Origin of the sequence: Primorskyibacter sedentarius (assembly GCF_004342065.1) — a bacterium.
GTDB classification, from domain to species: domain Bacteria; phylum Pseudomonadota; class Alphaproteobacteria; order Rhodobacterales; family Rhodobacteraceae; genus Primorskyibacter; species Primorskyibacter sedentarius.
The window spans coordinates 14,414-39,504 of record NZ_SLZU01000021.1 but is presented as its reverse complement, the minus strand read 5'-3'; the positions used below and the strand labels follow the sequence as shown (position 1 = coordinate 39,504).

Below are 25,091 nucleotides of genomic sequence, written 5' to 3'. Positions count from 1 at the left end.
GGTTGTGCCCCCGCCAACGCAGTCAGGCTTGCCAGACGAAGCGCCAGAAGACGCCCCCAAGCCCCACGCCATCCAGAGTGAAGCGCTGCATGCTCTCGCTGCCACGCGGGCCAAAGGTTATCGAGCCGGGCTGGTTGTTCTGGCCACCGGGCTTGGCAAGACTTTCCTTGCCGCCTTCGACAGCCAGCCAGCCAAGCGGATCCTATTCGTAGCCCATCGCGAAGAAATCCTAACGCAAGCCATGGAAGCCTTTCGGGCCATCCGCCCGAAAGCGCGGCTTGGGAGGTTCAGCGGCGCCGGAAAGGATTTCGACGCGGATGTGCTCTTTGCTTCGATCCAGACACTCTCCCGCCGCCAACACTTGAACCGTTTTAATCCGGACGCCTTCGATTTTATCGTGGTCGACGAATTCCACCACGCCGCAGCCGAGACTTATCGCCGGATCATCGACCATTTCACGCCGCAGTTCCTGCTGGGCCTGACGGCAACGCCCGACCGCAACGATGGCGGCGACTTGTTGGGCCTGTGCGAGGAAAACCTCGTCTACGAATGTGACCTCTGGTCCGGCATCGACCGCGAATTGCTCTCCCCATTCAAGTATTTCGGCGTGCCCGACCCGGTGGAATACGCACAGATCCCGTGGCGCAGTGGCAAGTTTGATGAAACAGCCCTGACCGAAGCAGTCGCCACGCACGCGCGCGCTGAAAACGCTCTCGACCAGCTTGCCCGCCGAGGCGGCAGAAAAGCCATCGGTTTCTGCGTCTCACGGCGCCATGCGGACTTCATGGCCGAGTTTTCGCGCACCCGCGGGCTACGCGCCGTGGCAGTCCACTCCGGCGAAACCTCCGCACCGCGCGCCAGCGCATTGACGGCCCTCGAAGGCGGCGATCTTGATATCGTGTACGCCGTGGACATGTTCAACGAGGGCGTCGACGTTCCCTCCATCGACACTGTTCTAATGCTGCGGCCAACCGAAAGCCCGGTAATCTGGCTCCAGCAACTCGGTCGGGGCCTGCGCCGATCAGCCGAAAAAACGCATTTGGCGGTGATAGACTATATCGGAAACCATCGTATCTTTCTGACAAAAGCGCGGACCCTGCTCCGTATTGGGGAGGGCGAAGGCGCACTGCGGATCGCGCTTGAAAAATTCGTGTGCCAAGAAATCAGCTTCCCAGCGGGTTGCGAAGTCACCTATGACCTCGAAGCGCTCGACATCCTGAAGTCGCTGATCCGACAGCCTCGCGACGGTGAGGAACTGACAGCCTTCTACCGCGATTTCCGAGATCGGCACGGGGTCCGCCCAACGGCGTCCGAGGTTCAACATGCTGGCTTCAACCCAGGCCGCACCGGCCACGAAGGATGGCTCGGTTTCGTCAATGACATGGGCGACCTCACAGGTGAAGCCTTTGGCGCTTGGGTGGCGCACAAAGGCCTTCTGGACGTGATCGAGACCACGCACATGACCCGCAGCTACAAAATGCTGGCCTTGCGCGGCATGATTGAGGCCGGCGCCTTTCCTGGGCGCATCGCTGTGGAGGATATCGCAGAACGCGTTGCACGGCTTGGCCGCCGCAACCCGGCGATCAAAGCGGATCTCAGCGTGGATCCGGATGATGCAACAGCTGTCCGTGCCTTGTTAACCAAATTACCCCTGAAATTGCTTGGCGAAACCGAATGGTTCCGGCTTGGCCCAGGCACCTTCGAAACGACCTTTGCCGACGATCATGATGCGCAGCTGTCAATCCTCGCGTCAGAATTGGTCGACTGGCGCCTGCTACGCCACTTCCAGACCCGCAGTGTGACCTATGATCAGCCGGATCCAAGATCACTTGCAGAAGCCGCAGAAGCACCGGGAAGTCGGTCGACGCCGCCATCTTTCGGGCCACAGATGTGGGATGAATACACGCGTGAACAGATCCCTCCCCTTATTGGCGCGGTCTTCAGTACCGGGTCCTGGAATTCCGGCATCGTCGTGATCAAGGACGCCAAGGCTATGATATTACTTGTGACCACGGACAAAAGCAGTATGTCGGTCGGCGACCACTACGCCGACGAATTCGCAAGTCCGACCCGCTTCGTCTGGCAAACCCAAACCAGCACGCGCCGCGCCAGCAGCCGTGGCAAGATAATCTCTGGTGATGAGCCGGGTTGGACGGTCCATCTGTTCGTGCGGAAGTCAAAGCTGCGCGACGGCCGCGCCGCCCCCTTCCGCTACGCCGGCCCGGTGCGCTTCGCCGGGTGGGAAGGCGAAGCGCCGATCACTGTGCAATGGGATTTGGCAAAACCGGTTCCAGCCGCATTGCAGCAATACTTTGGGGCGGATTAAAAACCGCGAGAATAGTCTGTCTGCAGGGCGGGAACCCGACGCCGGTCAACCTCGCCAGCGTGCATCCGGCGGCCATAGACCAGCGACAGCATCACCCGCGCCTTGAGGCTCGGTGCCATGAGGAGAATGCGCTTGAACTCGTTGCGGCTCAGCAACAGCGGTACCTTGACGGGCTCATTGAGGCTGAAAACTTGCGCCACCAGATCGTGCCGCCTGAGCGTCACGCGGAAGACGAACTTTACCCATTTCGAGGCCTGGTTGCGGGTGCAGATGCTGGTGCCCGCTTCGACGAGATGCTGCAGGAAATCCCGCACATCGTCCGGCGTCGCCGTCTACGGTGAACGACCGAGCCAGGCCGCAAACCGCTTGCACGCGCGCAGGCGGCGGGTGTGAGATGCACGACCGAGAGTGCGGGCTGTCATATCCGCGATCATACTTGTACAAAGGGGTGAGATATGGGTGGACTGCTGACGCAGACAATGCCGTACAGGCCTTGCTGCGGCAAGTACCAACGGTCGCTTCGAGTTCGAGACCGTGCAGAATTTTGCGCTCCCGGCGTATACTTTTACGTCAATGGGAAGCGGTCTTCGAATATTATTGCGAACCGGCTTTTGAAAGCGTGCCATTCGCGCACTTTGCGCTTCCACGGAGCCTGAGCACTGCATTCTCGAGATATCTTGGAAGCCTGCACTGACCTGTTGGTCGATGCGTCGATGACGCGGAAACGTCGTTGGGTCGCCGCTGAAGTCGCGTCGAGACAAAATCTCCCGGGATCATGCTGCACGTGACCCTGCCGGTCAGTGGATGCATCGCGTGAGATTGCTGGGCCAGCGGCTCATGGTGCGGAACTTTGATCGCCAATGGGCAGACGCTGTTCCTTGAGGCATTGCTCGAACAGATCGACGAAGGGATTGATACTATCCGCGCGCCAAGCGGCAACAAGCGCGACCGCTTTGGGAAGCTCTTCAAGAGGACGTATAACCAAACCTTCTATCGGCTCCATTTCCACCCCGCGCGGGACGATTCTTACGCCGAGCCCTGCAGCAACCGGCACTGCAACAGCCCTTGTATGGCCTACGCGCTGGGTGATCTGCGGGGCAAGGCCAATTCGGCCAGTGCGGTTTCAATGCGTGCGGCAAAGTCCAGCAAGGAAAGATCGCTCTGGTTCGCGGCGGTGAGCATCACGCCGATCAGGTTGCCATCGTCAGAAAAAGGCAGCGACAGGCTGCACCCGTTCATGACATTCGCGACGGTCGGGTTCCGCAGGACCAAGAGGTTCAAGCGGCTGTACGCCTCATCATCCTCCATCACTGACATCTTCGGCGGCAGTATCGGCACGGTCGGCATCAACAGGATGCGATTGTCCAACTCAGCTTCGAACGCGGGGATCAATGCGGCGCGTGCATCCAGCAGCTGGCGATAGGATATGGCGGTGGCCTCATCGGCGCGCGCCATGCGGGACGCCACACGCGGATCAAACTCATCTTTGCGCAAAGTGAAGGCTTCATTGTAAACCGCCCGGCTTTCGACAGCCGAAAACTGCCACACGGCGAGATCTTTCATCCGGTCCAAGGCTGATAGGCGCTCTGTCGAGATGGAGTACCCCTGTTCCTGCAGCTTGGCGATGGCGGTATCGAAGGCTGAGGCCACGACCGGATCCATGTCATCCGTCCCGAAATTTTCCGGGATCACGAACTCTGGCCTGACCTGTCTCGATGCAACGACGCCCGGCTCTGAGATGGCCTGCCAGACCGTTCTGCACGTTGCCACATCGCGCGCCATCGGGCCGATGCTGTCAAGGCTGCGCGACAGGGGGTAACATCCGCGATGCGACGCGGTGGACTGGCTGGGCTTGAACCCGGTGATCCCGTTGAACGCGGCGGGAATGCGCAGCGAGCCGCCGGTATCAGTGCCGATGGTAAAGTCGGCGAACCCCAGCGCCACGCTGACAGCCCCGCCCGAGGTCGACCCACCCGGAATACAGCCCGGAAAGCGCGCGTTTTCCGGCGTGCCATAATGCGGGTTCAGGCCAAGCCCGGAGTAGGCCAGTTCGGTCATGTTCGTGTGCCCTACGAAGACACAGCCTTGAGCGCGTAGCCGGGAGACCACCTCGGCATCTCGCTCGGCGGCGGGATTGTTTGCCATGAAGACAGTGCCCGCGCGCGTGGTATAGCCTTCGACATCCAGCAGGTCCTTTATTGACACCAACGCACCGCTTAGCGGCGTGTCAGGCAAGGCTTCGGGCAGGAGGTCATCGCAGAAAAGCTGTGTGAAAACGTGGCGCGTCTCAGCGGTGTCCTCTGCGACGCGTTGGCGGGTGTCTGCCAGCCTTTTCGCGGCGGTGTCACGGGACCAGGAAAAGTCTTCTGTCATGTCATACTCAAGTAGCGTTCGGCACTGGCGGCTGCAATTTCGGCCGCGCGCGCACAAAGTTCGTTTCGGGGATCGCCCAGAAAGGACGCGGTGAATTCAAGATCGTCGAGGTTCCAACCGGGATCGAAGGGTTCGATACGGCCCTGGTCGACAAACTGCTTGGCAATCCGGCTTGCAAACAAGCCGACACCGATGCCAGTCGCGACCATTTCCAACCCGGCATTGACTGAACTCGTAGGAAAGAGCTGGGTGCCAGGGCCGTAGCGATTGATCATCTGCTGGCGGATTTCGCGATAAGGGCGGGAATTTCGATGGTACGTGATCACGGGCGTTGCGCTGAGGTCCGGGTCCGGGCGCCCTGCGGGTTTGAACCAGGCCAGCGGGATGTTCGGTAATGGGAGGTTGTCGACCGTGTATTCCGAAATTGGCCCCATCAGAAGGGCAATATCGATGGTGCGCTCCAAAAGCTGCTGGCGCAGGTTCAACGTCACATCAACAACGATTTCAACGCGGATCTTGGGATAAGTTTCGTACAAGGCAGACAGGAATTCGGACAGCCAGAGCTGCACGATAGTTTCGGCCACGCCCACGCGCAGCAGGCTGTCCTCGGCCTCGGCCGGGATGATGTCGGCCTTGATGCCTTCGACCAAATTCAGGATTTTTTCCGCATAATCGCAGAGCAACACGCCTTTCTTGGTCAGGGTAACACCGCGCTGTGCCCGATCAAACAGCTGCGTGCCAAGGGATTGTTCCAGTGCCGCGATGCGGCCCGACACAGCCGGTTGCGAGATGTTCATTTCCTGTGCCGCACGGCGCACCCCCCCAAGACGGGACACCCAAAGAAATGTAATCAATTGATCAAGTGTCATGGCTCTGTCCCTGATGCTTTCTCACACGCCTTATGCTTCGAATATCTGGCGCGGGAAACGCAGCATCGGTACTGCACCGGTGTCGCCAATTAGGTACATTTCTCCCAAGGCCGCTCCCCCCAGACCGGGAACGAAGAGGTTGGGGTGCAGTTCAAGGACCATCCCGGATTGCGCGGGGATCGGCACCGGGGGCGGGCCGCGAAAACCCGACGGCCCCCAGTGCTGGACGAACTGGCCGGACATCAGGGGTTCTTCATAGGAAAGCCCCAACCCATGGCCGCCCCGAAAGCGGGCAATGTCGGTCCAGCCCGCCGCCGTGGCAGCGGTTTCGACATGGTCCGTTATGATTGCGTCGATACCGCTCAGCATGGTCAGGGGCCGCAAAGCGGCTTCGGCCTCGGCCAGGGCGCTGTCGACGATGGCCCACATGCGTTGGTGGTCGTCACGCGCAGGGCCCATCGACCCCATCCGAATACCGTGCGCCCAATAGCCATCCACAGTCAAAGCCACCCCGAAAAGAACCTGATCCCCGTCAGTGGGATGATTGCAGTTTTCCTCGGGCCAATAGCGGGGGCGATCCGCCGCCGGCAACACGGTCAGCCATGTTCGGCAATAGGCGGCGTCTTCCATGCGCGCCTGCGTCTCGAGCCGCAGCTGGGTTTTCCAGACCGGTTCATTCCTGCGCAAAAGCGGGGGCAGGGTGGCGAAAAGCGCATCACAGAGCTCGGCGCCTTTCAGCAGGGCTGCTTGTTCGTCCGCGTCCTTGATCATGCGCATTCGGGCGAGATCATCATCCAACGCAATCCAAGTGGCCTCTGGCAGTTCCTGTGCGATCGTTGCCGAAACCGAATGCGGGAGTTCGCTGAAACCCAGACAGCCAAGTTGTCGCGCCCCACCGATCCTTTCGGCAATCGCCTGCCCCCAGTGCGACTGCGGTACTTGTTCGAAAGACACCTTCGGCCCGAGAGAATTTGCGCAAGGGTGCACGAAGGGGCTGCCGAATATTAAATGGGTGGTCTCGCCTGTCAGGATCAAAAGGCTTTGCGCTTCGTGACTGTTGCAGTCGGACAGATACCGCAGTGCCCCGTGTGATTGAGTCCCTGCGCCAAGCGCATCCCCAAACCCGAACGCCAGAACGGCCTCGACACCCTGGTCCGATGCGATCTGCCACAACGCATCACGGCGCAGAGCAAACCGATGGGAAATATGAGGATCGGGTGTCAATTTGATCAGGCCACGATTGGCAGCGTGCGCACGCTGTACTCCAAAGTGATCTTGCGATCGCGGGCCGGATCGACCAGCTCCATCCGGTACGCGGCCGCAGGGCGGACACCGCCGATGGCCCCAAGCGTGCCGCACAGCATAGCGGTGTTTTCGCCAAATTTGGTGCCGCCCATCAAATCCGCCAGCGGCCGAATGGCGGCAAGCGTACCTTCCTGATAGATCACCCAGTCATCTTTTTCGCGGATGAGGCAACGCAGTTCCAGACTGTCCAGGTCATCCTTGACCTCGTCAAAATCCCAGACCTCGGCGCCAATCGGTTTGGGGCAAGCCTGCTTGGATGCCGCGACGGAATACACTTCGAGATCGCGGTCCGTGTGATCCGATGCGACGCCAAGCCACAGCTTGCCATCGTGCTGGAGCAGCAACGGCTCTACCTCGCCCGAGGTGCCCTCGCCGAGAACCTCGATCTGGGCGTCTTGGGTCGGCAGCGAGTTCGATACCCGGTAGTATAGCGGTACCTGCGACGGCGGGGCGATGCCAAGTTCCGCCAGTTCGTCAATGTGATGCTGAACCCCGGCCATGTCGCGTCCGGTCCAGCCGGCGACAATTAGATTTTCAACGGTCAGAGCCAGAGTTTGCCCTGCGAAAGTTAGCTGCATGAGTTTAACCTTAGAAGTTTTCAGGAAGGAAAGTTGCAATTGCCGGGAAGGCAATCAGCAGCGCTACCATAAACAGCATGGCCAGCGCATAGGGTATAACGCCAAGCACAACATCGGAAAGCGGACCTTTTTTTCGAACGCCCTGAACTACATAGAGGTTCAGTCCGACAGGAGGCGTGATCAGCGCCATTTCAACGAGGATGATCATCAGGATGCCAAACCATAGTTTGTCATACCCAAGCTCGACGACGATTGGGACAATGATCGGAATGGTCGCCACCATCAGCGACAAGGTCTCGATGAAGAAACCCAGTACGATGTAGATCAGTACGATGATGAGAAGTGTCGCAAGGGGCCCGAGCCCGAGGTCCTGCAAGAAGCTTTGCAAAGCGCGGCTAACGCCGGCGGCGGTCAGAACGAAGTTCAGCACGTAGGCGCCAACCACAACCAGCATTATCATCGAGGTGGTGCGGATGGTGCCCTTGAGACTCAGAACCAACATTTCACGGCTGATGGATCGCTGAGTCGCCGCGATGGCAAAAGCCATCGCAACACCAATGGCGGCCGCTTCGGTCGGGGTGGCCCAGCCGGCATAGATCGACCCGACGATCACGCCGAAAAGGCCAAGCAATGGGATCAGATCGGCGAGGCCCACGATGCGCTTGCGCCAACTGGCTTTGATGCCGGGCCCGCCCAGCGACGGACGGATCACGCAGAAGATGACGGTCACCAGCATGAAGAGCAGCGCCAGCGAGAAGCCGGGAATGAGACCGGCGAGAAACAGTTGCGGGATCGAGGTTTCGGTCAGAAACCCGTAGACGATCAGGTTGATCGACGGCGGGATCATGATGCCCAGCGTGCCTCCCGCAGCGATTGCGCCGGAAAATAGCTTGGGGTCATAGCCCAGCCGCTCGGCCTGAGGCGTCGCAACCGACGCCACGGTTGCTGCTGTGGCCACCGACGATCCAGAGGTGGCCGAAAACAGCGTGGCCGTCGCAATATTGGCATGGATCAAACCGCCAGGCAGCCATGACACCCAGGATTCAAGCGCCGAATAGGTCCGTTGCGCAACACCGCTACGCACCAGAAGTTCGCCAAGCAGCACAAAGAACGGCACGGCAATCAGCGTGGAGCTGTTCGAAGACGACCACACCACCTGACCAAGTCCGCGCATCAACGGGAAAGGGCTGAAGAAGGCGTCGATGCCGAAGCTGAGAAGGAACAGGACGATCCCGACCGGGATGGACAGCGCCAAGAGACCCAGGAGACCAGCAGATGTGAACAGGATCATGCTTCACCTCGCGATCCGGCGAATTCCTCGACGGCGGCGTAATCTCCGCGCAGTAGGAACAAGAAAACAGAAAGTGTCAGCACCACCGCCGAGACGGCAAACCAGAGCCAACCCGCCATCCACAGCGACTGTGGTATCCAGAGCGGCGTTTCCAGCGTGGTGTTCGCCGTCGAATTGTTGGAAATGGACTTCGCCAGTACCGGCCAGGCGCGATAGGCGACCGTGACGGCTACCGTGGCAAGTGAGAGGATCGATACCGCGTCGAACCATGCCTTGACCAAATTGCTGCCGCGCGCCCGGATTAGGTCTATGCGAACATGGGCGAGACAGGTCAGACCGTAGCTGATGCCCCAGCTCGTCACGATTGCCATGGCGTAGCCCGACAATTCGTCGGTCCCGCCAAGCGAAAACCCGAACGGTCTGGCGATCACGTCGTAAAGGGTGACGCAGACGCTGATCAGCAAAAGCAGGCCAGCGCCGATCGCCAGTATTTCGTTGAGCCTTCTAAGCAATGAGACGAGCTGGATCATCAGTCTGGCCTTACTTCAGTTCAATCTGAACACCGGTGGCCGCGCCCACAGTGTCATTCCAGCGCTGGCCCCAGTCGCCGCCTGCGCGCTCGGCCCAGTCAGGCAGAACTTCGGAGACGAGAATGCTGCGTGCGGTTGCCTGATCTTCTTCGGATGCCTGAACCAGAACCATGTCGCGCGCTTCGGTCGGGCATTCGCCTGCGCCGGTCAGGCAGGCCACGTCGGTGGCCAGTGCTGTCTGCGCCGTTTCCCATGCAGGACCTTCAAGCTCTTCGGTCACGGCTTTTTGGATCACCGTCTGATCATCTGCGGACAGGCTGTTCCACTTATCGAGATTCATCGCCGTCACAACCGGATCCCAGCCGCCAAGCGGGATTGGCAGCAAGTGAGTCGACACCTCCCACCAACCAGCGCTGTAGCCCGAACCCGCGCCAGTCACGGCACAATCCACGACACCTTTTTGCAGGGCGCCCGGGACTTCGCCAAAGCTGACACTGACAGCCTCTGCACCCAGCGCCTCGAGCAACTTGCCGGTCATGCGGCCGGAGGCGCGGACCTTTTTGCCCTTCAGATCTTCGAGAGAGCCGATCTCGGCATTGCAGAACACCACCTGTGGCGGGTAGGGGGCGACGCCCAGAACTTTGGCGTTGAAAACATCTGCGAAAATTTCATCCATCAGGGGGCGCGACGCGGCGACCATCGCTTTGGCGTCCGCTGCATCAGAGGCGATCAATGGAACGTCAAACCCTTCCAGCGCGGCGGAATCCGCAACGGCATAATCGGCCACAGTCATGCCCACGTCGAAAACGCCTTGGCCCAACATGCGGAACACATCGCCACCGCTGATCCCCATCTGATCATGGGTCGTAAGCGCGGCCGTGATCTGGCCACCGCTGGCTGCAGGCATTTTTTCGTCCCAGAATGGCTTTTCGTATTGTTTGTGAAGCGGAAGGCCGCTCCAACTGCCGACGACGGACAGCTGCTCTTCTGCGGCGGCCGGACCGGCAAGGGCAACGGTGATCGCCAGAATGCTAATGGTGGGTTTCATATGTTTTCTCCTGGTTGGTTTGATTTCACTTATTGTTATTCGGGCAGGCGGGTCGCGGGACCATCGGTCAATAGGTGTAGTCGGGCTAAGCAACGCCGTTCTGGAACGGGTCGGCCTCATCAAGATCGGTGATCAGCATGGCCCCAGGAGCATGCGTAATCGCAATCTCAGGCGCTGCAGAGACAAGCGCCTCTTGCGTGGTGACACCGCAGCCCCAGAATGCGGGCACTTCGCCGTCGCCAATCGTCACGCCTTCGCCCCAATCGGGCTGGCTTATATCCTCAATGCCGATCTCCTCTGCACTGCCGACGTGGATCGGCGCACCATGCGCATAGGGAAATGCAGCACAGATACGCTTGACTTCTTCAACGCGGTGTTTGGGGATCGGCCGCATGCTAACGACTGCTGACCCGCCAAACCGACCAACGGATTTCGTCTGAATGTTGGTGCGAAACATTGGGACGGTTACTCCATCGGTGACGTGTCGCATTTCGATCCCCGCGCGCATCAGGGCATGTTCAAAAGTAAAAGAGCAGCCAATGGCAAAGGCCATCAAGTCATCGCGCCATATCGCCATGATATCTTTGACCCGCTCAACGACCTGGCCGCGCCGGTACACGAAATAAAGCGGCAGATCACTACGAAGATCAATGTCTTGACCAAGCTCTGGCATATCGGTTGCGCCTATCCTGGAGGTTCCGATCAATGGACAGAAGATAGGATTGGCTTCGCAAAACTCGCCGAAATCTACCCCATCAGCGCCAGGCAGAATGACCAGGTTACATTGCAGTTTCCCGGGGGAAAGCCCCGCTGTGTGGGCTGTATACGCGTTCGTGCGCAATGCCAGACGGACGTCTTTGGAAGACAGTTCAGTCAGTTCCTTGTAAGCGATGTGCGATTGAACAGATGCTGGAATCATTGTTGCCCCCTTAGTGAATTCAAGGATGGCACAGATACACACATAACGCATATTTGTAATTTTGCATCAAAAATGATCGGATTTAATTATACCAAGATTCATTTTTGGCGGGAATGGTTGCCTTGCTACGAAAGGTGGTGCTCCCTGACCTATTACCAGTGGTTCCGGGAGAACGGTGGGTTGAAGACGAACCAGGTGAAGCGGTCGAAGGAGTTGGAGAAGGAGAACGAACGGCTCCGCATGACCGGGTCATACGTCACGCGAGAGAGGCTTATCTTGCATGAGGCTGCGTCGGGAAACTGCTGAGCTCCGTCCGACGCCGTGCTTGCGTCGACCGTGATCGGCAGAAGGCCGCTTTGGCCATCCACGAATCACGGCGGCGAGCGATCACTGGCTCTGAAGGTCATCTCTTGGCCGACTTCGCCAACCACGCCAGCCACAGCGCCGATACCTTTCATGTAAAAAAACTGAAATTCACCACCCGATCGGGGTCGCTCAAAAAGAGCGATGAAATTATCGGTCGCTGCGCGGTATCTCATAAGCCCATCGAAGTTCTGGAATGGGCCTTGAACGACTATGTAAACTGGACTTTGAATGTATGGCGTGCCGCATCGCTGGAAGTCTGCCGTGAGCCATGTCTGCTTGTGCCCCTCCGTTCGGCATAACGGATGCTGAGCCTTATACGAGGTTTGTCGAGAGAGCTCTTCTCAGATGCGCGTGGACATCCCAACCATCCCAGACGCCCAAATTCAGGGAGGGGACGGACACAAGCGCAGCAGAGCACGAGTAGGGACATGTCTACGGTGGAGATGGCGATGCGAAACCTCTCAGGTGTCGGCCGCAATGACACCCAGGATGCCGCTGATCCGAAGGTGCCGATGCAGGTGGCGCCGATCAGAATCGTTCGAAGCACTGTTGTGATCGAACACGCGCATGATGCTCCGGCCACCCGGAACGCCGAGATCGTTCAGGCGTTGGAGGTGCATCCATTCTGATGCCCTCGCAGGGCGTCAGAATCCTGGTGGCCACGAAGCCCGTGGGCTTATGGAAAGGTCATGACGGTCTCGCAACGCTGGTCCAGTCGTTGCTGGCCGAGTATCCCTTCACCGGCAGGGTCTTTGTCTTTCGGGCGAAGCGCGCTGATCGGATGAAGACCCTCTTCTGGAACGGCAGCGGGCTTGTGTTCGCCATCGGTCTCGAACGCATGGCGACTGTCTGACGGCAAACCCTTCGGGTAGATTTGAGCGTTTGGGTAGGGGAGGATTTCAGCAGCCTGCTCTCAACATTGCACGCCTATTCACAATCGATCTCGCCGGACAGGTCGGACATCCGGGCGACAGCGTCGCGCAATAGACGTGCGATTGTCTTGCCTCGATTGACAAGCTGTTGGCAGAAGCAGGATCGGATCTGCCACACATGCTTCAGGCGACCATTTGGCTGGCGGATATGGCCGATTATGACGAGATTTACGCAGTCTGGGACGCATGGGTGCCAAAAGTTAAAGCACCGACACGCCCGTGTGGAGAGGCCCGGCTTGCCACCCCGGACTACAAAGTCGAAGTCATTTTGACGGCCGCGCGAAGGTGATGACTGGAGGGCCAGTATCCTTTTATTGATACTGCGCCCTTCGTTCCGGCTTTTGTTGGCCACCTGTCGTCAGAATGGTCGAAATGGGCCGCGCCGGAACACCCCGCGCAAGTCACGGACCAATTCCTGCGCCGTGGCGAGGACAGCTACGAGAACCGGGAGAGTGGGCCTCCACGCCATCACCACCGCCTTTGAGAGTCGGCATTCAATCCAATTTGCGACAGCGCACTCTACTCGGCAAGAACCCACTCGGTCTTCTTGAAGACGGCAGGCAAAGGGATGACATTCACCACCCCTCTATCAGAAATCACCCGGAGCACATTGCAGGCACACGAGCCCTTCGCCGCGCCAAGCTTCGACTACCGAAGTGCGGTCGTCGATAACCAGCCAAGGCCTGAAGCCATCCGCATGCATTTCTTTCAACGCGCGGCGCTTTACTTCCGGATCACTGGCGTCATCCTGACCTTCGGCGCGTAGATATATGCCGTCAAAGGGCAGGTCGTGTTTGCGCAGCCATGCAATCGTATGCTCGGCCCAACCCTTCGGCCGTCCGGAGCAAATAAGAATGGTCTCGCCGCTTTCTTTCAACCGGCGCATCAGTTTTGCAATAGGAGCAATCAATGCGGCATTTGACATCGCAAGGTGAAAGTCTTCCCAGTGCTTTTCGACGCCATGTACCAGATGGCCGAGCCGCTCCGCGTCGAACTCTGCAAGTGTGCCATCGACATCAAAAACCACGCATGGGGTCGCTGCTGCTTGGGTCATAAGGTCTTCTCCAGTATTTCATTGCCTGCTTTTTCAAACAATAGCGGTATTGCGTTGGGGGGACGTCGACCGACGTCGCCTGTCGTCCACAGCACACGCGCAGCGCGAATAACGCCGGAGTGGCATACCAGCACCGGCAGCACGGCCTTTGACGCAGCGCAGATTTCGATTATCGTGGTCTGCACGCGCAGCAGCATATCAGGCCAGCTTTCGCCCCGGTCTGGCGTGTCTTCTCTGACAGGCTGTTTGCTCAAGGGTTGCCCTTCGAACACACCCCAGTCGCGCTCGCGCAATCCCTCGTGTAAACAAATTTCTTTGCCCGGAAAGGCGAGTTGGGCGCTGTGCTGAGCCCGAAACATGGGGCTGGCGTAGATCGAAATCGGCTCTGGCCATCTTCTGTTCAACAGGGCGCGTGCTTGATCACGGCCCATCCGGGTGAGCGGAACATCCGTTACCCCAGCAATGATCTCGTCTGCGTTTGCTGTCGTCTCGCCGTGGCGGATCAGGCAAAAGCTGCGCGATGGCGAAGGTGTCGGCGTCATAGGCGCACCCGGTCGTGAAAGAACACCTCAGCGTCGAGTCCTTCAATCAGGTAATCTTCGGGCTGTATGCAGAATGCAGGGGCAAAGCGCTTGGCGCCGAGGTGATTTAGCATTTTCACCTGATCCCGCAGCGGTGGATGTACGTTCCAGCGTTGGAAATACCCGCCCGGAACGTTGCAAATTCCACGTGCATGGGCTGTCATATGGCCGGTGAATACAACATGCGCGTCGCGTCCCAAACGGCCGCTCCCGTGCCACGCCCGCACATAACCCCAAGCGGCACCGCCGTCCGCATTTGGCGTATCACAGATCAGAAAGCGCGCCTCCTCCATCGGGCCACGGTCTAAAAGCGGGGCGATTTTCTGGGCATCGGCGCTGACGGCGCCGCTGTTTAGCGCAGCGCGCAGCGTGTCCCGGCATTCAGGGTCAAGCATCACACTCTCACATCCGTAGCGAAGGACCAGATGCAGCGCCATTTCGCCCGCGCGGCCGGAGGGAGGGACGGGCAACAGCACCTGACCCTCCACCCGGTCTAACAATGCATTCAGCGCCTCGAACCGATCCGATTGCGGCACGTCATCAAGGTGATAGGAGCAATCCAAAATCGCTGTCGCGGCAGGCGGTGGCACATCGAAAGTGAACCAATCCGACTCCTCTGACCAATCGCCGGAGTAGAAAAGTCCTTCTCCCAGATCGAAGTGAAACCAGACACCGCCCATCGCATGACCATTGCGCCCTGTGGTCAGGGTGACGCCGTCGATCGACGTTTGACCCTGTTCGGGCAGCGGACGCACATTGGCCGCAGGAGGCAAAGCTTTGGCCGTTTGCGCCGTGGCATAGATGGGCAGTCCCGCCTCAACAGCATGGGACGCGCCGCCGATGTGATCCACGTGATCATGGGTGATGAACACCGCCTCAGCCCCCTCAAGCCAAGCGGGATCGAACTGCGCGTTGGCTTCGGGTCCAAAGCCGCAATCAAGCAGCCAGATCCTATTGTCCACGGTCAATTGCATGCAGGCGGGGCCTTTATCCCCGATGCCGGAAAGTAGTCGAATGCTTTGCATTTAATCCTCTGAGAAGGCCCAAGGTGCCGTGATCGTCAGACCCAGTTGTGCGCCGACTTCGAAGCGGGCGCGCGTTTCTGCAAACAGGCGCGCGCCGCAGTCAGTCACCGTTTCCAGCAGGTATTTCCCGCCCATATAGGTGACGCGCGCAACCTTGCTGCGAAGATCGCCACTCTCTGTGATGGTCAGGTTTTCGGGGCGCAGGCAGACATGGCTGACCCGCGCCTCCTGCCTTGCCGATTGCACCGCGACCTCAGTCCCCAATATCCGTGCCTGTTGGGCATCTCCGGCCTGCTTGATCTCTTGCACTGGCACCACGGTCCCGCGCCCGACGAATTCGGCGACGAAGCGGTTCCTGGGCCGTTCATAAAGGGTTTGCGGCGTGTCGAATTGCTGGATACGGCCTTGGTCCATCACTGCAATTCTATCCGCCATCGCCATTGCTTCGGCTTGATCATGGGTGACATAGATCATCGTGGCGCCGGTGCGTTTGTGGAAATCAGTAAAGACGCCCTGCATCGTGGCTCGCAGCGCGACGTCAAGATTGGCCAAGGGTTCGTCCAGCAGCACTGCGCAGGGATCAGAGACGAGGCAGCGCGCCAAAGCCACCCGCTGCCGTTGCCCGCCTGAAAGGTCAGAGGGCATACGGTCGGCGTATTTCTCAAGTCCCGTTGAGGCAAGCGCCGCATCTGTCTGTTTCCCGATCTCGGCCTTGGAGAACCTTCGGATTTCAAGGGGGTAGGAGACGTTGCGCCGTACCGACATATGCGGCCAAAGCGCGTAAGATTGGAACACAAACCCGATATTGCGGTCTTCGGGGGGTATGTTTTCACCGGTCTGGGCATTGGACATTTCGCGCGTGCCGATGCGGATACTGCCGCTGCTGGGCTCTTCGAAACCCGCCAAGATGCGCAAGAGGGTGGTCTTGCCGCAGCCAGACGGCCCCAATAGCGCGATAAATTCACCGTCCTCGAACCGGGTAGTGATGTCTTGTAGCGCGGGCATGGCCGCGTATGTCTTGCCGACCGAAGACAGGTCTATGTCTGCCATGGGACAACTCCTTTGGGAAAGCGGCGCGAAAACAGTTGGATCAGCGCCATTAGGACTATGACCACAAGCACAATGGTCATGGCCAAAGCGCTGGCCATGCCGGTTTCGCCGCTGTCGTCGAGGTTGAAAATCACCACGCCCAGTGTCTCGGTGCCCGAGGACCACAAGAGCGCAGAAACCGTGAGTTCGTTAAACGCGGTGAGAAAGACCAGGATTGCTCCCGCCGCCGCCGCTGGGGCCGACAGCGGAAAGATAACATCGCGCAGCCGCCGGAAGAGTGAGGCTCCGACCGATTGCGCGGCCTCGTCCATGCCGGGATCAAATTGCTTCAGGCTCGCCTGAACGGGGCGGAACATTACGGCGAAGAAACGTGCGAGATAGGCCAGAAAGATGATCCAGATCGTGCCGTATAGCGTGGCCTCGGTAAATGGCAACTTGATGAGCAGCAAGATCATCGCAATCGACAGGACAACACCCGGCAGCGCGTAGGGCAGATCAAGCAGGCCGTCGAAGAGGCGCGCCAGCCGCGTCTTGCGCCGCTCCATCAGCCACGCCAACGGCAGGCAAACCGTGACCAAAGCGACAGCTGCGCCCGCGGCCAACCCAAAGGAGTTGGCAAAGGCCCGCGAAGTGACCGGCTGACGGAACAGCACCTCGTACCAAGACGCAAGGGTCACCGTATCAAAGCGCAGTGTCACGCCGTAAGCAGGTACCAAAGAGGTCGCCAAAAGGCCGAACATCGGCAACACAAGGATGGCAAAGACAACGGCCCATAGAAGAACCTCAACTGGCAGGCGGGCAGCGCCCAAAGGCAGTGCCAATGGGCGGGAGGTGCTGCCCACAAGGTGGAGCTTCTGGCGCGACTGACATAGGCGTTGCAACGCGATGCCCGCCACCGCGACCGCTCCGATCAGCATCGCCAGAACCGAAACTTCGGCCAAGACGGTCGTTCCCATACCGGCCAGCTTTTGATAGACGAGAGTTGGCAGTGTCGCGTAGCCTGCGGGAATGCCCAGCATCGCCGGAATGCCAAAATTGCCAAGAGCGGTTACAAAGGTAATCGCCGTGCCCGCCGCCAGACTTGGCAAAGTCAGCGGCAAAACGACTTGCCACTAGGTACGCAGGCCTTTGGCACCGCTGATACGGGCAGCCTCAACTACGTCTTGGGGGATCGAACGCAGGCCAGCGCGGAGGGTCAGAAAAATGATCGACATATGTTGGATGCCCAGCAGGAAGATGATCCCCTCGGGCGAATAAAGCGGCTGCGGCGCGCCAAGCGGGGGTGCTATGCCCAGAGTCTTCAGCAAAACGGAAGAAGGCCCCATGATTTGGGTCCAAGACAACGCAGTGATCTGCGGTGGGATCATCATTGGTATCATCAGGCAAAAGACCAAAGCCGCCTTGGCGCGCAGGTCCGTCAACGCCACAAGAAAGGCAAAGGCCGCGCCTAACGCCAGCGCTACCAAAGTGCCCAAACCCGCCGTGACCAGAGAATGCTTGAGTGCGCTCAGGGTAGAAGGTTGCGCCAGCACGTCGCGCATGAGGGCAAGGCTGGGGCTTCCCTGATAGGTGACGCCCTCGACAAACAGGCGCAGGACCGGGGCGAGCGTCAGACAGATCGCGACGAGCAGAATGGTGGAGAGCAGCCGGGCCTCGGTCCGGCTACCTCCAATTTTATGACTGACGCTCATCATTCAACGCCGAAAAGCACTGCGAATTTGGCCTTGTTGGCTTCGGCATTTACAAGGGCTTGGGCTGGGTCAAACGCCATCAGCTTGATCTCTTCACGGGCGGGAAACCCTTCGGGGACGCCCATGCCGTCACGGGCAGGGATATAACCCATGTCGAGAACAAGCTCTTGTCCTTCGGAACTCAGCAAGAAGTCGACGAATTGCTGCGCGCCTTCGACGTTCTTGGCAGAAGACATGATCGCCACGGGCTCGGTCACATAGGAAACCCCTTCTTCAGGAAAGACGAAATCAACGGGCGACCCATCGGCCTTGTTGCGGATCGCAAGGAAGTCGACGACCATGCCGTAGGGCTTCTCGCCCGAGGCCACGGCTTTGAAGGTGCCGCCGTTGCCGCCCTGTGCGCGGGCCTCATTCGCTGCGAGGGTTTCGTAGTAATCCCAGCCCAGTGTCTCATCGCCGGTCAGCGTGGCAAGGTGGATCAGCGCGGCACCGGAATAAAGCGGCGAAGGCATGGCGATTTGCCCTTTGATGGGGGCCTCTGAGAGGTCTTCCCAAGACGTCGGTGCGGTTTCAACGCCCGTATTGTAGACGATCCCGGTGGTGATCAATTTGGTCGAGTGGTAGTAGCCGTCGGCCGAGTGCAGCGCTGCATCATAGTTGCTGGCTTCGGGCGACTGATAGGCGGTCAGAAGTCCCTCTTGCGCCATGCCTTCCAGCGTCACGGTGTCGGCGATCAACAGGACGTCGGGCTGAGGGTTGCCAGCCTCAATCTCGGCGCGCAGGCGTGCCATCAATTTGGTTGTGCCGTCGCGAACCCAGTCCACTTCGGTCCCGGGGTTGGCGGCCATGAAGGCGTCAACAGTCCGCTGCGCATCGGCATTGGGCTGCGAGGTATACAGAGTGATCGTGTCGGCCATGGCTGTGCTGGCCAAGAGCGTGAAAGCGGTGGATGTGACGAAGGACTTCATGGGCTCTCCAGGGGTTATAGCTTTCGAACGAAAGCAATTCACGAGTCGCCGTATCCCTGAGAAGTCTGACGTTTTTGTAACGGTTTTCTGAAGCTTTTATTTATATTGCGAGACTTAGATTGTTTTCCTAACCTTTAGAAAAGTTTGCGAATTTTCCGAAGGAAATTGCCGTGCGACGTGATGTTAACCAGCGAAGAGATCAGATTATCGCGCTCCTGTCCGAGAGCGACGCGCTTTCAGCGACCGAGCTTTCGTCCGAACTTGCGGTCTCGGTTCAAACGATACGCGCCGATCTTCGCGATCTGGATGAGGCCGGGCTTGTTCAGCGCCGCAACGGCAATGTGCGACTTCGCCAGCAGAGCGAGAATATCGGTTATCTGCCGCGCGAAGGGATAGCGCGGCAGGAAAAGCAGCGCATAGCCTTGGCCGTCAAGAACCTGATCCCCGACGGCGCGCGGGTGGCATTGGGGACCGGCACAACTGTAGAGACTTGCGCGCGCTTTTTGGCCTCACATAAAGACCTTTTTGTCGTGTCTAACAGCATTCACGCTGTTTGCGCCTTGCAGCAAGCCCCCGGTGTCGCGGTTGAATTGGCGGGCGGAACCGTAAGAATACGGGATTTGGATATGATCGGCGCGCCTGCGCTCGAATTCTTCGCAAACTACCGCCTCGATTATGCCATATTCAGCTGCGGCGGATTGTCAGAGGGGGGCAGGGTGATGGACTACAACGCTGATGAAGTCACCGCACGCAAGGCGATCGCGAACTGCGCCAGGAAGCGTATTCTGGTAATGGACAGCACGAAGAACGGATTGGATTTGGCCTGTCAGACAGGGCATGTCTGGGACGTCGATGTAATCGTGAGTGGGGCAACGTTTTCAATGTCTGTTATAGAAAACTGTGCGCGTCATGATTGCCAGGTTGTCCAAGTTTGACTGTGCCTTTGTTTGGCAAGTATCCGACCCAATCGCCGAGTCCTTGGGCGTGGAGGTCGCCCTGGCGAGACAGGCCGCAGAACACGTAGGTGGCTGGAAATCCACTTAGACGCGGTGACCCATCTGCTCAACGTGCCGGTCGAGACCTTGCGAGCGGTACAAACCTGCCCAAATCGAGAGATGAGCTAATTGCTTATGAGGTCGTCTACCGAACAGTTGGCAGTCCCTTGGACGAGAGGGGGCTCGGGAATCCTAAAGGCGATCAAAGGGGAGGACCAAAGAAAAAGGGGGTGTCTGCAAATCGTGTTGGTCGCTATTGCGGACTTCGCGTTCGACTATTGTGTTGGGCACTTAACGGCATAGGGTTGCATCATGGTTTCTCGCTTGGAAACAACGAACCCTACCCACCAGAAAATGCAGCAGCAGTCGCACAAACAAAAACGTAATGCAGAAACATACCAAACATCGTGAAACTGAGGATATTGTTGCGGCAGCGGCAATACGAGACCTCACCAGCCGATGGCAGATTTCGTCAACATCAACCAGAAAATCGCCAGAACTGCGGCGAAGGCCGGAAACCCGAAGGCGAACCACCATCGATAAAGATGATGGTATGCATCGGGCAGTTTCAGGTTGGCATCGCGCGCGACCCGCGCCAAATCGCGCATGCGAATCTGCATCCAAACCACTGGAAGCCAGAAAAGACCGACAAAGACGTAGAGAGCAAGCGAGAGAGCGACCCAGCCCTCAAGGATAGGCCAGCCTACCTCGCGTGCGAGCATGAAACCGGTGATGGGTTGAAACAGGGCCGCAGTTGCCGTGAATACTGTGTCGGCGAGAACGACGATTCCGGAAACGTGGGCGATCAGAGCTGGGTCTTTGGTCCGGTTCGAAACAACCATGAAGAAGGCGATGCCAGCCCCTGTGCCGAGCAGGACCGTGGAGCCAATGACGTGCAGAAACAGAAGAATATCGTAGGTCATAGGTCCTCGACCCCCAGCCAGACGATGAGCGCGAGCGCCATCGAGGGCAGGACTTTTACCAAGGGGCCGAGCGGATCGATCCAGAGTTCGAGTGCGAAGAGCGTGCCGCCGGCGAGATAGGCGCCAGAGACAGCCACCATGCCGAGCGCTGCCCGCCGGCACCACGGTCGCCAGAGGACGGCAACACCGAGCGCGATGTCGGCCAAGCCTCCGCCAATGACCATTGCGCCAACGGCCCAAGCCGGAAGAACGCCATCCGCGAGCACCGATGCGGCGGCCGCGGGCTGGGCGAGAGCCACGAGACCCGAGGCGAGCCAGAAGATGGAGAGCAATGCTATCGCAAGCGGCAGCGCGAAATAGAGGCGGGCATAGAGACGCTCCTGCCGCGTCGCCGGCAATGCGGCAAGCGTCGCTTCGAGGCCGCGGGGCAGTGTCCCGCCGGCCGCGATCCAGGGTCCGGGATCGCCGTGGACGCCGTCGCGCAGGACGTCGAGCGCTGTAGATCGGAGCGGCGAACGCCAGCCCAGGCGGCCCACAATATCCGCGCCGAATCCGGTGAGTGTGAGGATCGCGTCCGGGACGCGAAGGCGCAGACGCGGCTGAGCAATTCCCTGCCAGCGGCGGATTTTGCGGATGAGTTCGGGAAGAGGTCTTGCCTCCTTCTCTGTGATATCGGCAATCGTGCCGGAGGCGATCTCCCCGCGCGCGGCTGCGAGGACGGCACCGGCCAAATCTTCGATATGAACGGTCTGGACCAGGCTGTCTGGCAGAACTACTGGCAGAAGGCCGGGCATGGCGGCCGCGCCGCGTAGGAGTGCCGTGCCGCCATAGGCCTCGGATGCGAGCACAAGGCTCGGGCGCAGGATTACCCAGCCGCAGGGCGCGGACGCGACATGCGCGTCTCCGCGGGCCTTGCTCCGGAAAAACTCCGTGGAGGCCTCCGGGGAGACTCCGGCCGCCGAAATCTGGATGAGGCGAAGTTCGGGCGGAGCGACCGCACAGAGCCGCGCGAGCATTGTTGCGTGAATAGCATCAAGATCGTCCATCGGACCATCCTGAAGTGCACCTGCGGCGTTCACGAGCACGTCGACACCATTGAGGAGCCTTTTCCATGCGGTTTCATCGAGCGTAGAGATATCCTCGAATATCCATTCCCGGTCCGGGGCAGTCGCCATGGCGGCAAGGCGCGAACGGCCAAGACCCACGACGCGAAAACCGGCCCCGGAGAGAACCCGACAACATGCGGAGCCAATGAGACCATAGCCTCCAAGAACAAGAGCAGTTGGCATTGTACCCTTTCCTGGGATTACTGAAGAAGAAAATACGCCCCGATTGAGCGCTTCTCCAACAGCAGATATCAAGGCCAGCAGAAGCCATAATCTTTCGAACAGCGCATTTGCTTTCCGACGGCTTCCTGAAGAGCATCCGCATCTGCTCAATAAACGGGATCGGTTTCCAGATCGTCGTCTTGCTCATGATGCTCCATCCTACTCAAGAGTCGGAGCCTCCGGCAAACTCGGCGCGGTTCAGGGAGCCCCGACAAGAAAGCCTGGAGCCGATGTCGTTGGAAGCGGCTTTGCAGGACACCCGCGCCATCCCTATCAAGCCCTGCAACACTGCAGGTTGTCTTCCCCAGATCAATGCCAAGTACTGCGATCTCCATCGGAACGTTCCCCTCTCTCCGCTGTTTCCACAACAATAGCTGCGGTCTTGGCTGGAAGGCAGTTCATCCCATTAGGTCATAGCTCTCACACGGTCCGGCTTCCCCCGAGCTGCCGCTCATATTGTCGCAACTGCACCTGGATTCGACCCAGCTCTTGTCCGGACTCATGCTGGAGTACGAAGTTCCATCGTCTCTTGCGCCATATCAGCGGCGAGTTTCACGATGTCGTCTCGGGGCGTTCCGCGAAGCATTTCGATGCGCAGGGCAGATATATTGGCTTGGAAACGCAGCGCGAGGCGCCTTGGGTCCGCGTTGGACGGTAGTTCACCTGCGATACGGGCAGCCTCGAAGGCCTCGGCAAACTCTGCGCACATTTGATCAAGATATTTCTGTGATGCGGCAGCTATTTTGGGATCAGTGGATGCGGTATCCACAACTGTTTTCATCAACATACAGGCCCGCCGCGCTGGATTGTCCTGCGCGAGCCCTGCGTAGTTTTGAAACTGCGCGGCCAACCCTGAGAGCGGCGTTGCAGCCTTGGCCATTTCCGCGCGAAAACCATCGCGAGATGCCTCGAAATAACGCTCGATCGCCAGAAGGTAGAGATTTTCCTTGCTGCCAAAAGCAGCGTAGATGCTCCCGGGTTTCATCTGAAGAGCCGATTCCAGATCCTTCAGAGACGTTGCGTGATAGCCCTTGCGCCAGAACAGGGTCATGGCCGCATCGAGTGCGCGGTCACGATCATAATTTGCGGCGCGGGCCATGGGTTAGCCTTTCATCTCGGCGAGTTGCGAAAGAATGCTGGTGTAATTTTCCACGCCCTGCGCGCCTGTGACAAGATGTTTGCGGTCGAAGACCATGGCGGGCACGCCGGAAATTCCCTGTTTTTGCCAGAACTGTTCGGCGCTGCGCACGTCATTGGCAAATCGTTGATCGTCAAGCACGGCGGCGGCCTCGACACGGTCCAGCCCGATTTCAGCGGCAATATCGACCAGTACGGCGTCGTCAGACAGGTTGCGTTGATCCGTGAAATGGGCGGTGAACAGCGCCATTTTCAGATCATGCATGCGGCCTTGGGTATTGGCCCAATGCAACAGTTGATGAGTGTTGAATGTGTTGTGCATACGCGAGTCTTCTGTCCACTCGAAAGCAAACCCCAGATCGCTTCCCAGTGCTTTCATTTGCTGGCGCGATTGCTCGGATTGCTCAGGCGTGCTGCCGTATTTTTCGATGATATGCTCGCGGGTGTTCTGGCCTTCGGGCGGCATTTGTGGGTTCAACTCGAATGGATGCCAGTGGATTTCGTGATGGGTGCCAGTGGCATCCAGCGCTTTCGACAGCTGACGATACCCGATGATGCACCAGGGGCACATGACATCGGATACGATATCAATACGCAAAGGTTCGGTCATTCTCATACGCTCCGTTTGTGGCCATGGGCTGGACGGGCGCCGCCGAACCAGACCCGTAAATCATTCGTGTCGAACTGCAGAGACGCGAGGTTCGCCAGCAGTAGCAATGCGAGATAAGTGTCATAGGCGCCAGATGCCACGGGTCGTGCAAAAATCAGTATCAAAACCGGCGGCATCCGAGGACTGACATGGCCGCCCAAAACATGTTTGTTAAGTCCGCGATGGATTGGAAGCGCATTTGTGCTGAGCAGTATTCCGCTCCATGCCAGCGATGCGACATGATCTCCAGACACCTGCAAATAGGGTGGTCCTTGGCAACCTTCAGTCTCTCATTTGAAGTGGGTGTGCCGGAGCGGTCGGCCCGCTCCAGCAGTTGATTTATTCAGCAGCGACGGCCACCTGCTTTTCCCACGCGAACTTTTGGAAGACTTGGTCGACAGGGGTCTTGGCAAAATGGTTCGTGTAGTTCGACATCAGTTTTTGCGCAGTGCCCAGAATGATTTCGAGGATGTTTGTTTCAGTGAACCCGGCGTCCAGGAACGCCTGCGTGTCGGCATCGGAGACAAACCCACGCTCACGCACCAGCGCCAGGGTAAAGTTGCGTAGAGCTTCGAGTTTGGCTGTCGGCAGCGGCGTTTCGTTGCGCAAAGCCTCGGTGATGGCGTCGTCGATTTTCATCATCTTGGCGATGCCGGTGTGGGCGGGAACGCAGTAGTGACAGTTGCTTTCGACATTGATTGTCTGCCAAACAACTGTTTTTTCCTCGTCCGTCATGGAAGTCGCCATGAACTGCTGGTGGGCAAAATTATATGCTGCCAACAGGGGCGGGGCCGCGGCCATAGTACCGTGCAGTCCCGGAATGCGCCCGTTGTTCTTAAGCGACGTTTCCAGAAGCGGTTTCGCGGCTTCGGGGGCGGATTCGATTGTATGGATTGGGAAGGTTGCCATGGTCTGACCTTTCAGGAGAGGATTTTGTGTCTGATGAGGTCGATCTAACGAGCTTTGAGTGATCACTCAAGAATATATTTGAGCAGTCACTCAAACGTGAGCGACGCCGTTAAGCCCGTGGCGTTGCAATCAACCTTGTCGCCCGCGATGTCGGTTTTGATCCTGGCCCGGTTTCTGATCCAGGAGGTGTCGTCGGTCGTTGCGCCCCGAAGGGTGCGGGCGCTCTTTCGCAATGACGCTGGGA

General features: G+C 58.8%; 25 protein-coding genes and 3 pseudogenes. 7 read left to right on the top strand and 21 right to left on the bottom strand.

Annotation, left to right across the window (positions count from 1 at the left end; all coding sequences use genetic code 11):
• The first annotated feature begins 28 nt into the window (after nt 1-28).
• Nucleotides 29-2,326, top strand: coding sequence for a DUF3427 domain-containing protein (locus EDD52_RS19495; RefSeq protein WP_243652027.1), 2,298 nt, complete (start codon nt 29-31; stop codon nt 2,324-2,326).
• On the opposite strand, the gene EDD52_RS19490 is transcribed toward EDD52_RS19495, so the two are convergent.
• From EDD52_RS19490 to EDD52_RS19445, 10 genes are all read right to left on the bottom strand, one after another.
• On the bottom strand, nt 2,323-2,640 hold the full coding sequence (locus EDD52_RS19490) for a site-specific integrase (protein WP_132248113.1): 318 nt from the start codon (nt 2,638-2,640) through the stop codon (nt 2,323-2,325). The genes EDD52_RS19495 and EDD52_RS19490 overlap by 4 nt on opposite strands.
• Nucleotides 2,641-3,161: 521 nt before the next feature.
• A complete protein-coding gene (locus EDD52_RS19485) occupies nt 3,162-3,380 on the bottom strand; it encodes a type 2 periplasmic-binding domain-containing protein (protein WP_243652025.1) in 219 nt (72 codons plus the stop codon).
• A gap of 20 nt (nt 3,381-3,400) precedes the next feature.
• On the bottom strand, nt 3,401-4,699 hold the full coding sequence (locus EDD52_RS19480; protein ID WP_132248109.1) for an amidase family protein: 1,299 nt from the start codon (nt 4,697-4,699) through the stop codon (nt 3,401-3,403).
• Nucleotides 4,696-5,568, bottom strand: a complete 873-nt coding sequence (locus EDD52_RS19475; RefSeq protein WP_132248107.1) for a LysR family transcriptional regulator — start codon at nt 5,566-5,568, stop codon at nt 4,696-4,698. The genes EDD52_RS19480 and EDD52_RS19475 overlap by 4 nt, the downstream gene beginning before the upstream one ends.
• A 30-nt stretch (nt 5,569-5,598) precedes the next feature.
• Nucleotides 5,599-6,792 (bottom strand): M24 family metallopeptidase, encoded by a 1,194-nt coding sequence (locus tag EDD52_RS19470; protein WP_165907594.1) that lies wholly within the window; start codon nt 6,790-6,792, stop codon nt 5,599-5,601.
• A gap of 5 nt (nt 6,793-6,797) precedes the next feature.
• Complete coding sequence (locus EDD52_RS19465) at nt 6,798-7,451, bottom strand: DUF2848 domain-containing protein (RefSeq protein ID WP_132248103.1); 654 nt, start codon at nt 7,449-7,451, stop codon at nt 6,798-6,800.
• Nucleotides 7,452-7,461: 10 nt separating this feature from the next.
• Nucleotides 7,462-8,742 (bottom strand): TRAP transporter large permease, encoded by a 1,281-nt coding sequence (locus EDD52_RS19460; RefSeq protein WP_132248101.1) that lies wholly within the window; start codon nt 8,740-8,742, stop codon nt 7,462-7,464.
• Nucleotides 8,739-9,272: a TRAP transporter small permease subunit gene (locus EDD52_RS19455; RefSeq protein ID WP_132248099.1), complete on the bottom strand. Its 534-nt coding sequence runs from the start codon at nt 9,270-9,272 to the stop codon at nt 8,739-8,741. Before EDD52_RS19455 ends, EDD52_RS19460 begins: the two co-directional genes overlap by 4 nt.
• A 10-nt stretch (nt 9,273-9,282) precedes the next feature.
• Complete coding sequence (locus EDD52_RS19450) at nt 9,283-10,320, bottom strand: TRAP transporter substrate-binding protein (RefSeq protein ID WP_132248097.1); 1,038 nt, start codon at nt 10,318-10,320, stop codon at nt 9,283-9,285.
• Nucleotides 10,321-10,405: 85 nt separating this feature from the next.
• Nucleotides 10,406-11,239 (bottom strand): putative hydro-lyase, encoded by an 834-nt coding sequence (locus EDD52_RS19445; RefSeq protein WP_132248095.1) that lies wholly within the window; start codon nt 11,237-11,239, stop codon nt 10,406-10,408.
• A gap of 144 nt (nt 11,240-11,383) precedes the next feature.
• On the opposite strand from EDD52_RS19445, the pseudogene EDD52_RS24100 reads away from it, so the two are divergent.
• From EDD52_RS24100 to EDD52_RS19425, 5 genes and pseudogenes are all read left to right on the top strand, one after another.
• Nucleotides 11,384-11,574 (top strand): annotated as a pseudogene (locus EDD52_RS24100) (IS3 family transposase); the annotation flags it as partial.
• Nucleotides 11,575-11,595: 21 nt separating this feature from the next.
• Entirely contained in the window at nt 11,596-11,904 is a 309-nt protein-coding gene (locus EDD52_RS19440; RefSeq protein WP_132248093.1) for a hypothetical protein, read from the top strand.
• Nucleotides 11,905-12,054: 150 nt separating this feature from the next.
• A complete protein-coding gene (locus EDD52_RS19435) occupies nt 12,055-12,234 on the top strand; it encodes a hypothetical protein (protein WP_207906065.1) in 180 nt (59 codons plus the stop codon).
• Between the two features lie 26 nt (nt 12,235-12,260).
• Nucleotides 12,261-12,458 (top strand): IS66 family insertion sequence element accessory protein TnpB, encoded by a 198-nt coding sequence (gene tnpB / locus EDD52_RS19430; RefSeq protein ID WP_165907593.1) that lies wholly within the window; start codon nt 12,261-12,263, stop codon nt 12,456-12,458.
• A gap of 29 nt (nt 12,459-12,487) precedes the next feature.
• A pseudogene (locus tag EDD52_RS19425) lies at nt 12,488-12,826 on the top strand (RidA family protein).
• A gap of 300 nt (nt 12,827-13,126) precedes the next feature.
• Here the strand turns inward: EDD52_RS19425 and EDD52_RS19420 are convergent.
• From EDD52_RS19420 to EDD52_RS19395, 6 genes and pseudogenes are all read right to left on the bottom strand, one after another.
• Complete coding sequence (locus EDD52_RS19420; protein ID WP_132248087.1) at nt 13,127-13,591, bottom strand: phosphatase domain-containing protein; 465 nt, start codon at nt 13,589-13,591, stop codon at nt 13,127-13,129.
• Complete coding sequence (locus EDD52_RS19415; protein WP_132248085.1) at nt 13,588-14,133, bottom strand: histidine phosphatase family protein; 546 nt, start codon at nt 14,131-14,133, stop codon at nt 13,588-13,590. The genes EDD52_RS19420 and EDD52_RS19415 overlap by 4 nt, the downstream gene beginning before the upstream one ends.
• Entirely contained in the window at nt 14,130-15,146 is a 1,017-nt protein-coding gene (locus tag EDD52_RS19410; protein ID WP_132248083.1) for an MBL fold metallo-hydrolase, read from the bottom strand. Before EDD52_RS19410 ends, EDD52_RS19415 begins: the two co-directional genes overlap by 4 nt.
• 51 nt (nt 15,147-15,197) lie before the next feature.
• Entirely contained in the window at nt 15,198-16,247 is a 1,050-nt protein-coding gene (locus EDD52_RS19405) for an ABC transporter ATP-binding protein (RefSeq protein WP_132248081.1), read from the bottom strand.
• Nucleotides 16,235-17,938 (bottom strand): annotated as a pseudogene (locus EDD52_RS19400) (ABC transporter permease). Before EDD52_RS19400 ends, EDD52_RS19405 begins: the two are co-directional and overlap by 13 nt.
• On the bottom strand, nt 17,938-18,906 hold the full coding sequence (locus tag EDD52_RS19395) for an ABC transporter substrate-binding protein (protein WP_132248079.1): 969 nt from the start codon (nt 18,904-18,906) through the stop codon (nt 17,938-17,940). Before EDD52_RS19395 ends, EDD52_RS19400 begins: the two are co-directional and overlap by 1 nt.
• Nucleotides 18,907-19,076: 170 nt before the next feature.
• On the opposite strand from EDD52_RS19395, the gene EDD52_RS19390 reads away from it, so the two are divergent.
• Complete coding sequence (locus EDD52_RS19390; RefSeq protein WP_132248077.1) at nt 19,077-19,841, top strand: DeoR/GlpR family DNA-binding transcription regulator; 765 nt, start codon at nt 19,077-19,079, stop codon at nt 19,839-19,841.
• A 509-nt stretch (nt 19,842-20,350) separates the two neighbouring features.
• Here EDD52_RS19390 and EDD52_RS19385 read toward each other — a convergent pair.
• The 5 genes from EDD52_RS19385 to EDD52_RS19365 all read right to left on the bottom strand — a co-directional run bounded on the left by EDD52_RS19385 (nt 20,351) and on the right by EDD52_RS19365 (nt 24,847).
• A complete protein-coding gene (locus EDD52_RS19385; RefSeq protein WP_132248075.1) occupies nt 20,351-20,824 on the bottom strand; it encodes a DUF2269 family protein in 474 nt (157 codons plus the stop codon).
• On the bottom strand, nt 20,821-22,113 hold the full coding sequence (locus EDD52_RS19380) for an SDR family oxidoreductase (RefSeq protein WP_132248073.1): 1,293 nt from the start codon (nt 22,111-22,113) through the stop codon (nt 20,821-20,823). The genes EDD52_RS19385 and EDD52_RS19380 overlap by 4 nt, the downstream gene beginning before the upstream one ends.
• A 538-nt stretch (nt 22,114-22,651) precedes the next feature.
• Nucleotides 22,652-23,251: a TetR/AcrR family transcriptional regulator gene (locus EDD52_RS19375; RefSeq protein WP_132248071.1), complete on the bottom strand. Its 600-nt coding sequence runs from the start codon at nt 23,249-23,251 to the stop codon at nt 22,652-22,654.
• Nucleotides 23,252-23,254: 3 nt separating this feature from the next.
• Nucleotides 23,255-23,899 carry a DsbA family oxidoreductase gene (locus EDD52_RS19370; RefSeq protein ID WP_132248069.1) on the bottom strand — a complete coding sequence of 215 codons (645 nt, stop codon included), beginning with the start codon at nt 23,897-23,899 and terminating at the stop codon, nt 23,255-23,257.
• A 378-nt stretch (nt 23,900-24,277) separates the two neighbouring features.
• On the bottom strand, nt 24,278-24,847 hold the full coding sequence (locus EDD52_RS19365) for a carboxymuconolactone decarboxylase family protein (protein ID WP_132248067.1): 570 nt from the start codon (nt 24,845-24,847) through the stop codon (nt 24,278-24,280).
• Between the last annotated feature and the right edge of the window lie 244 nt (nt 24,848-25,091).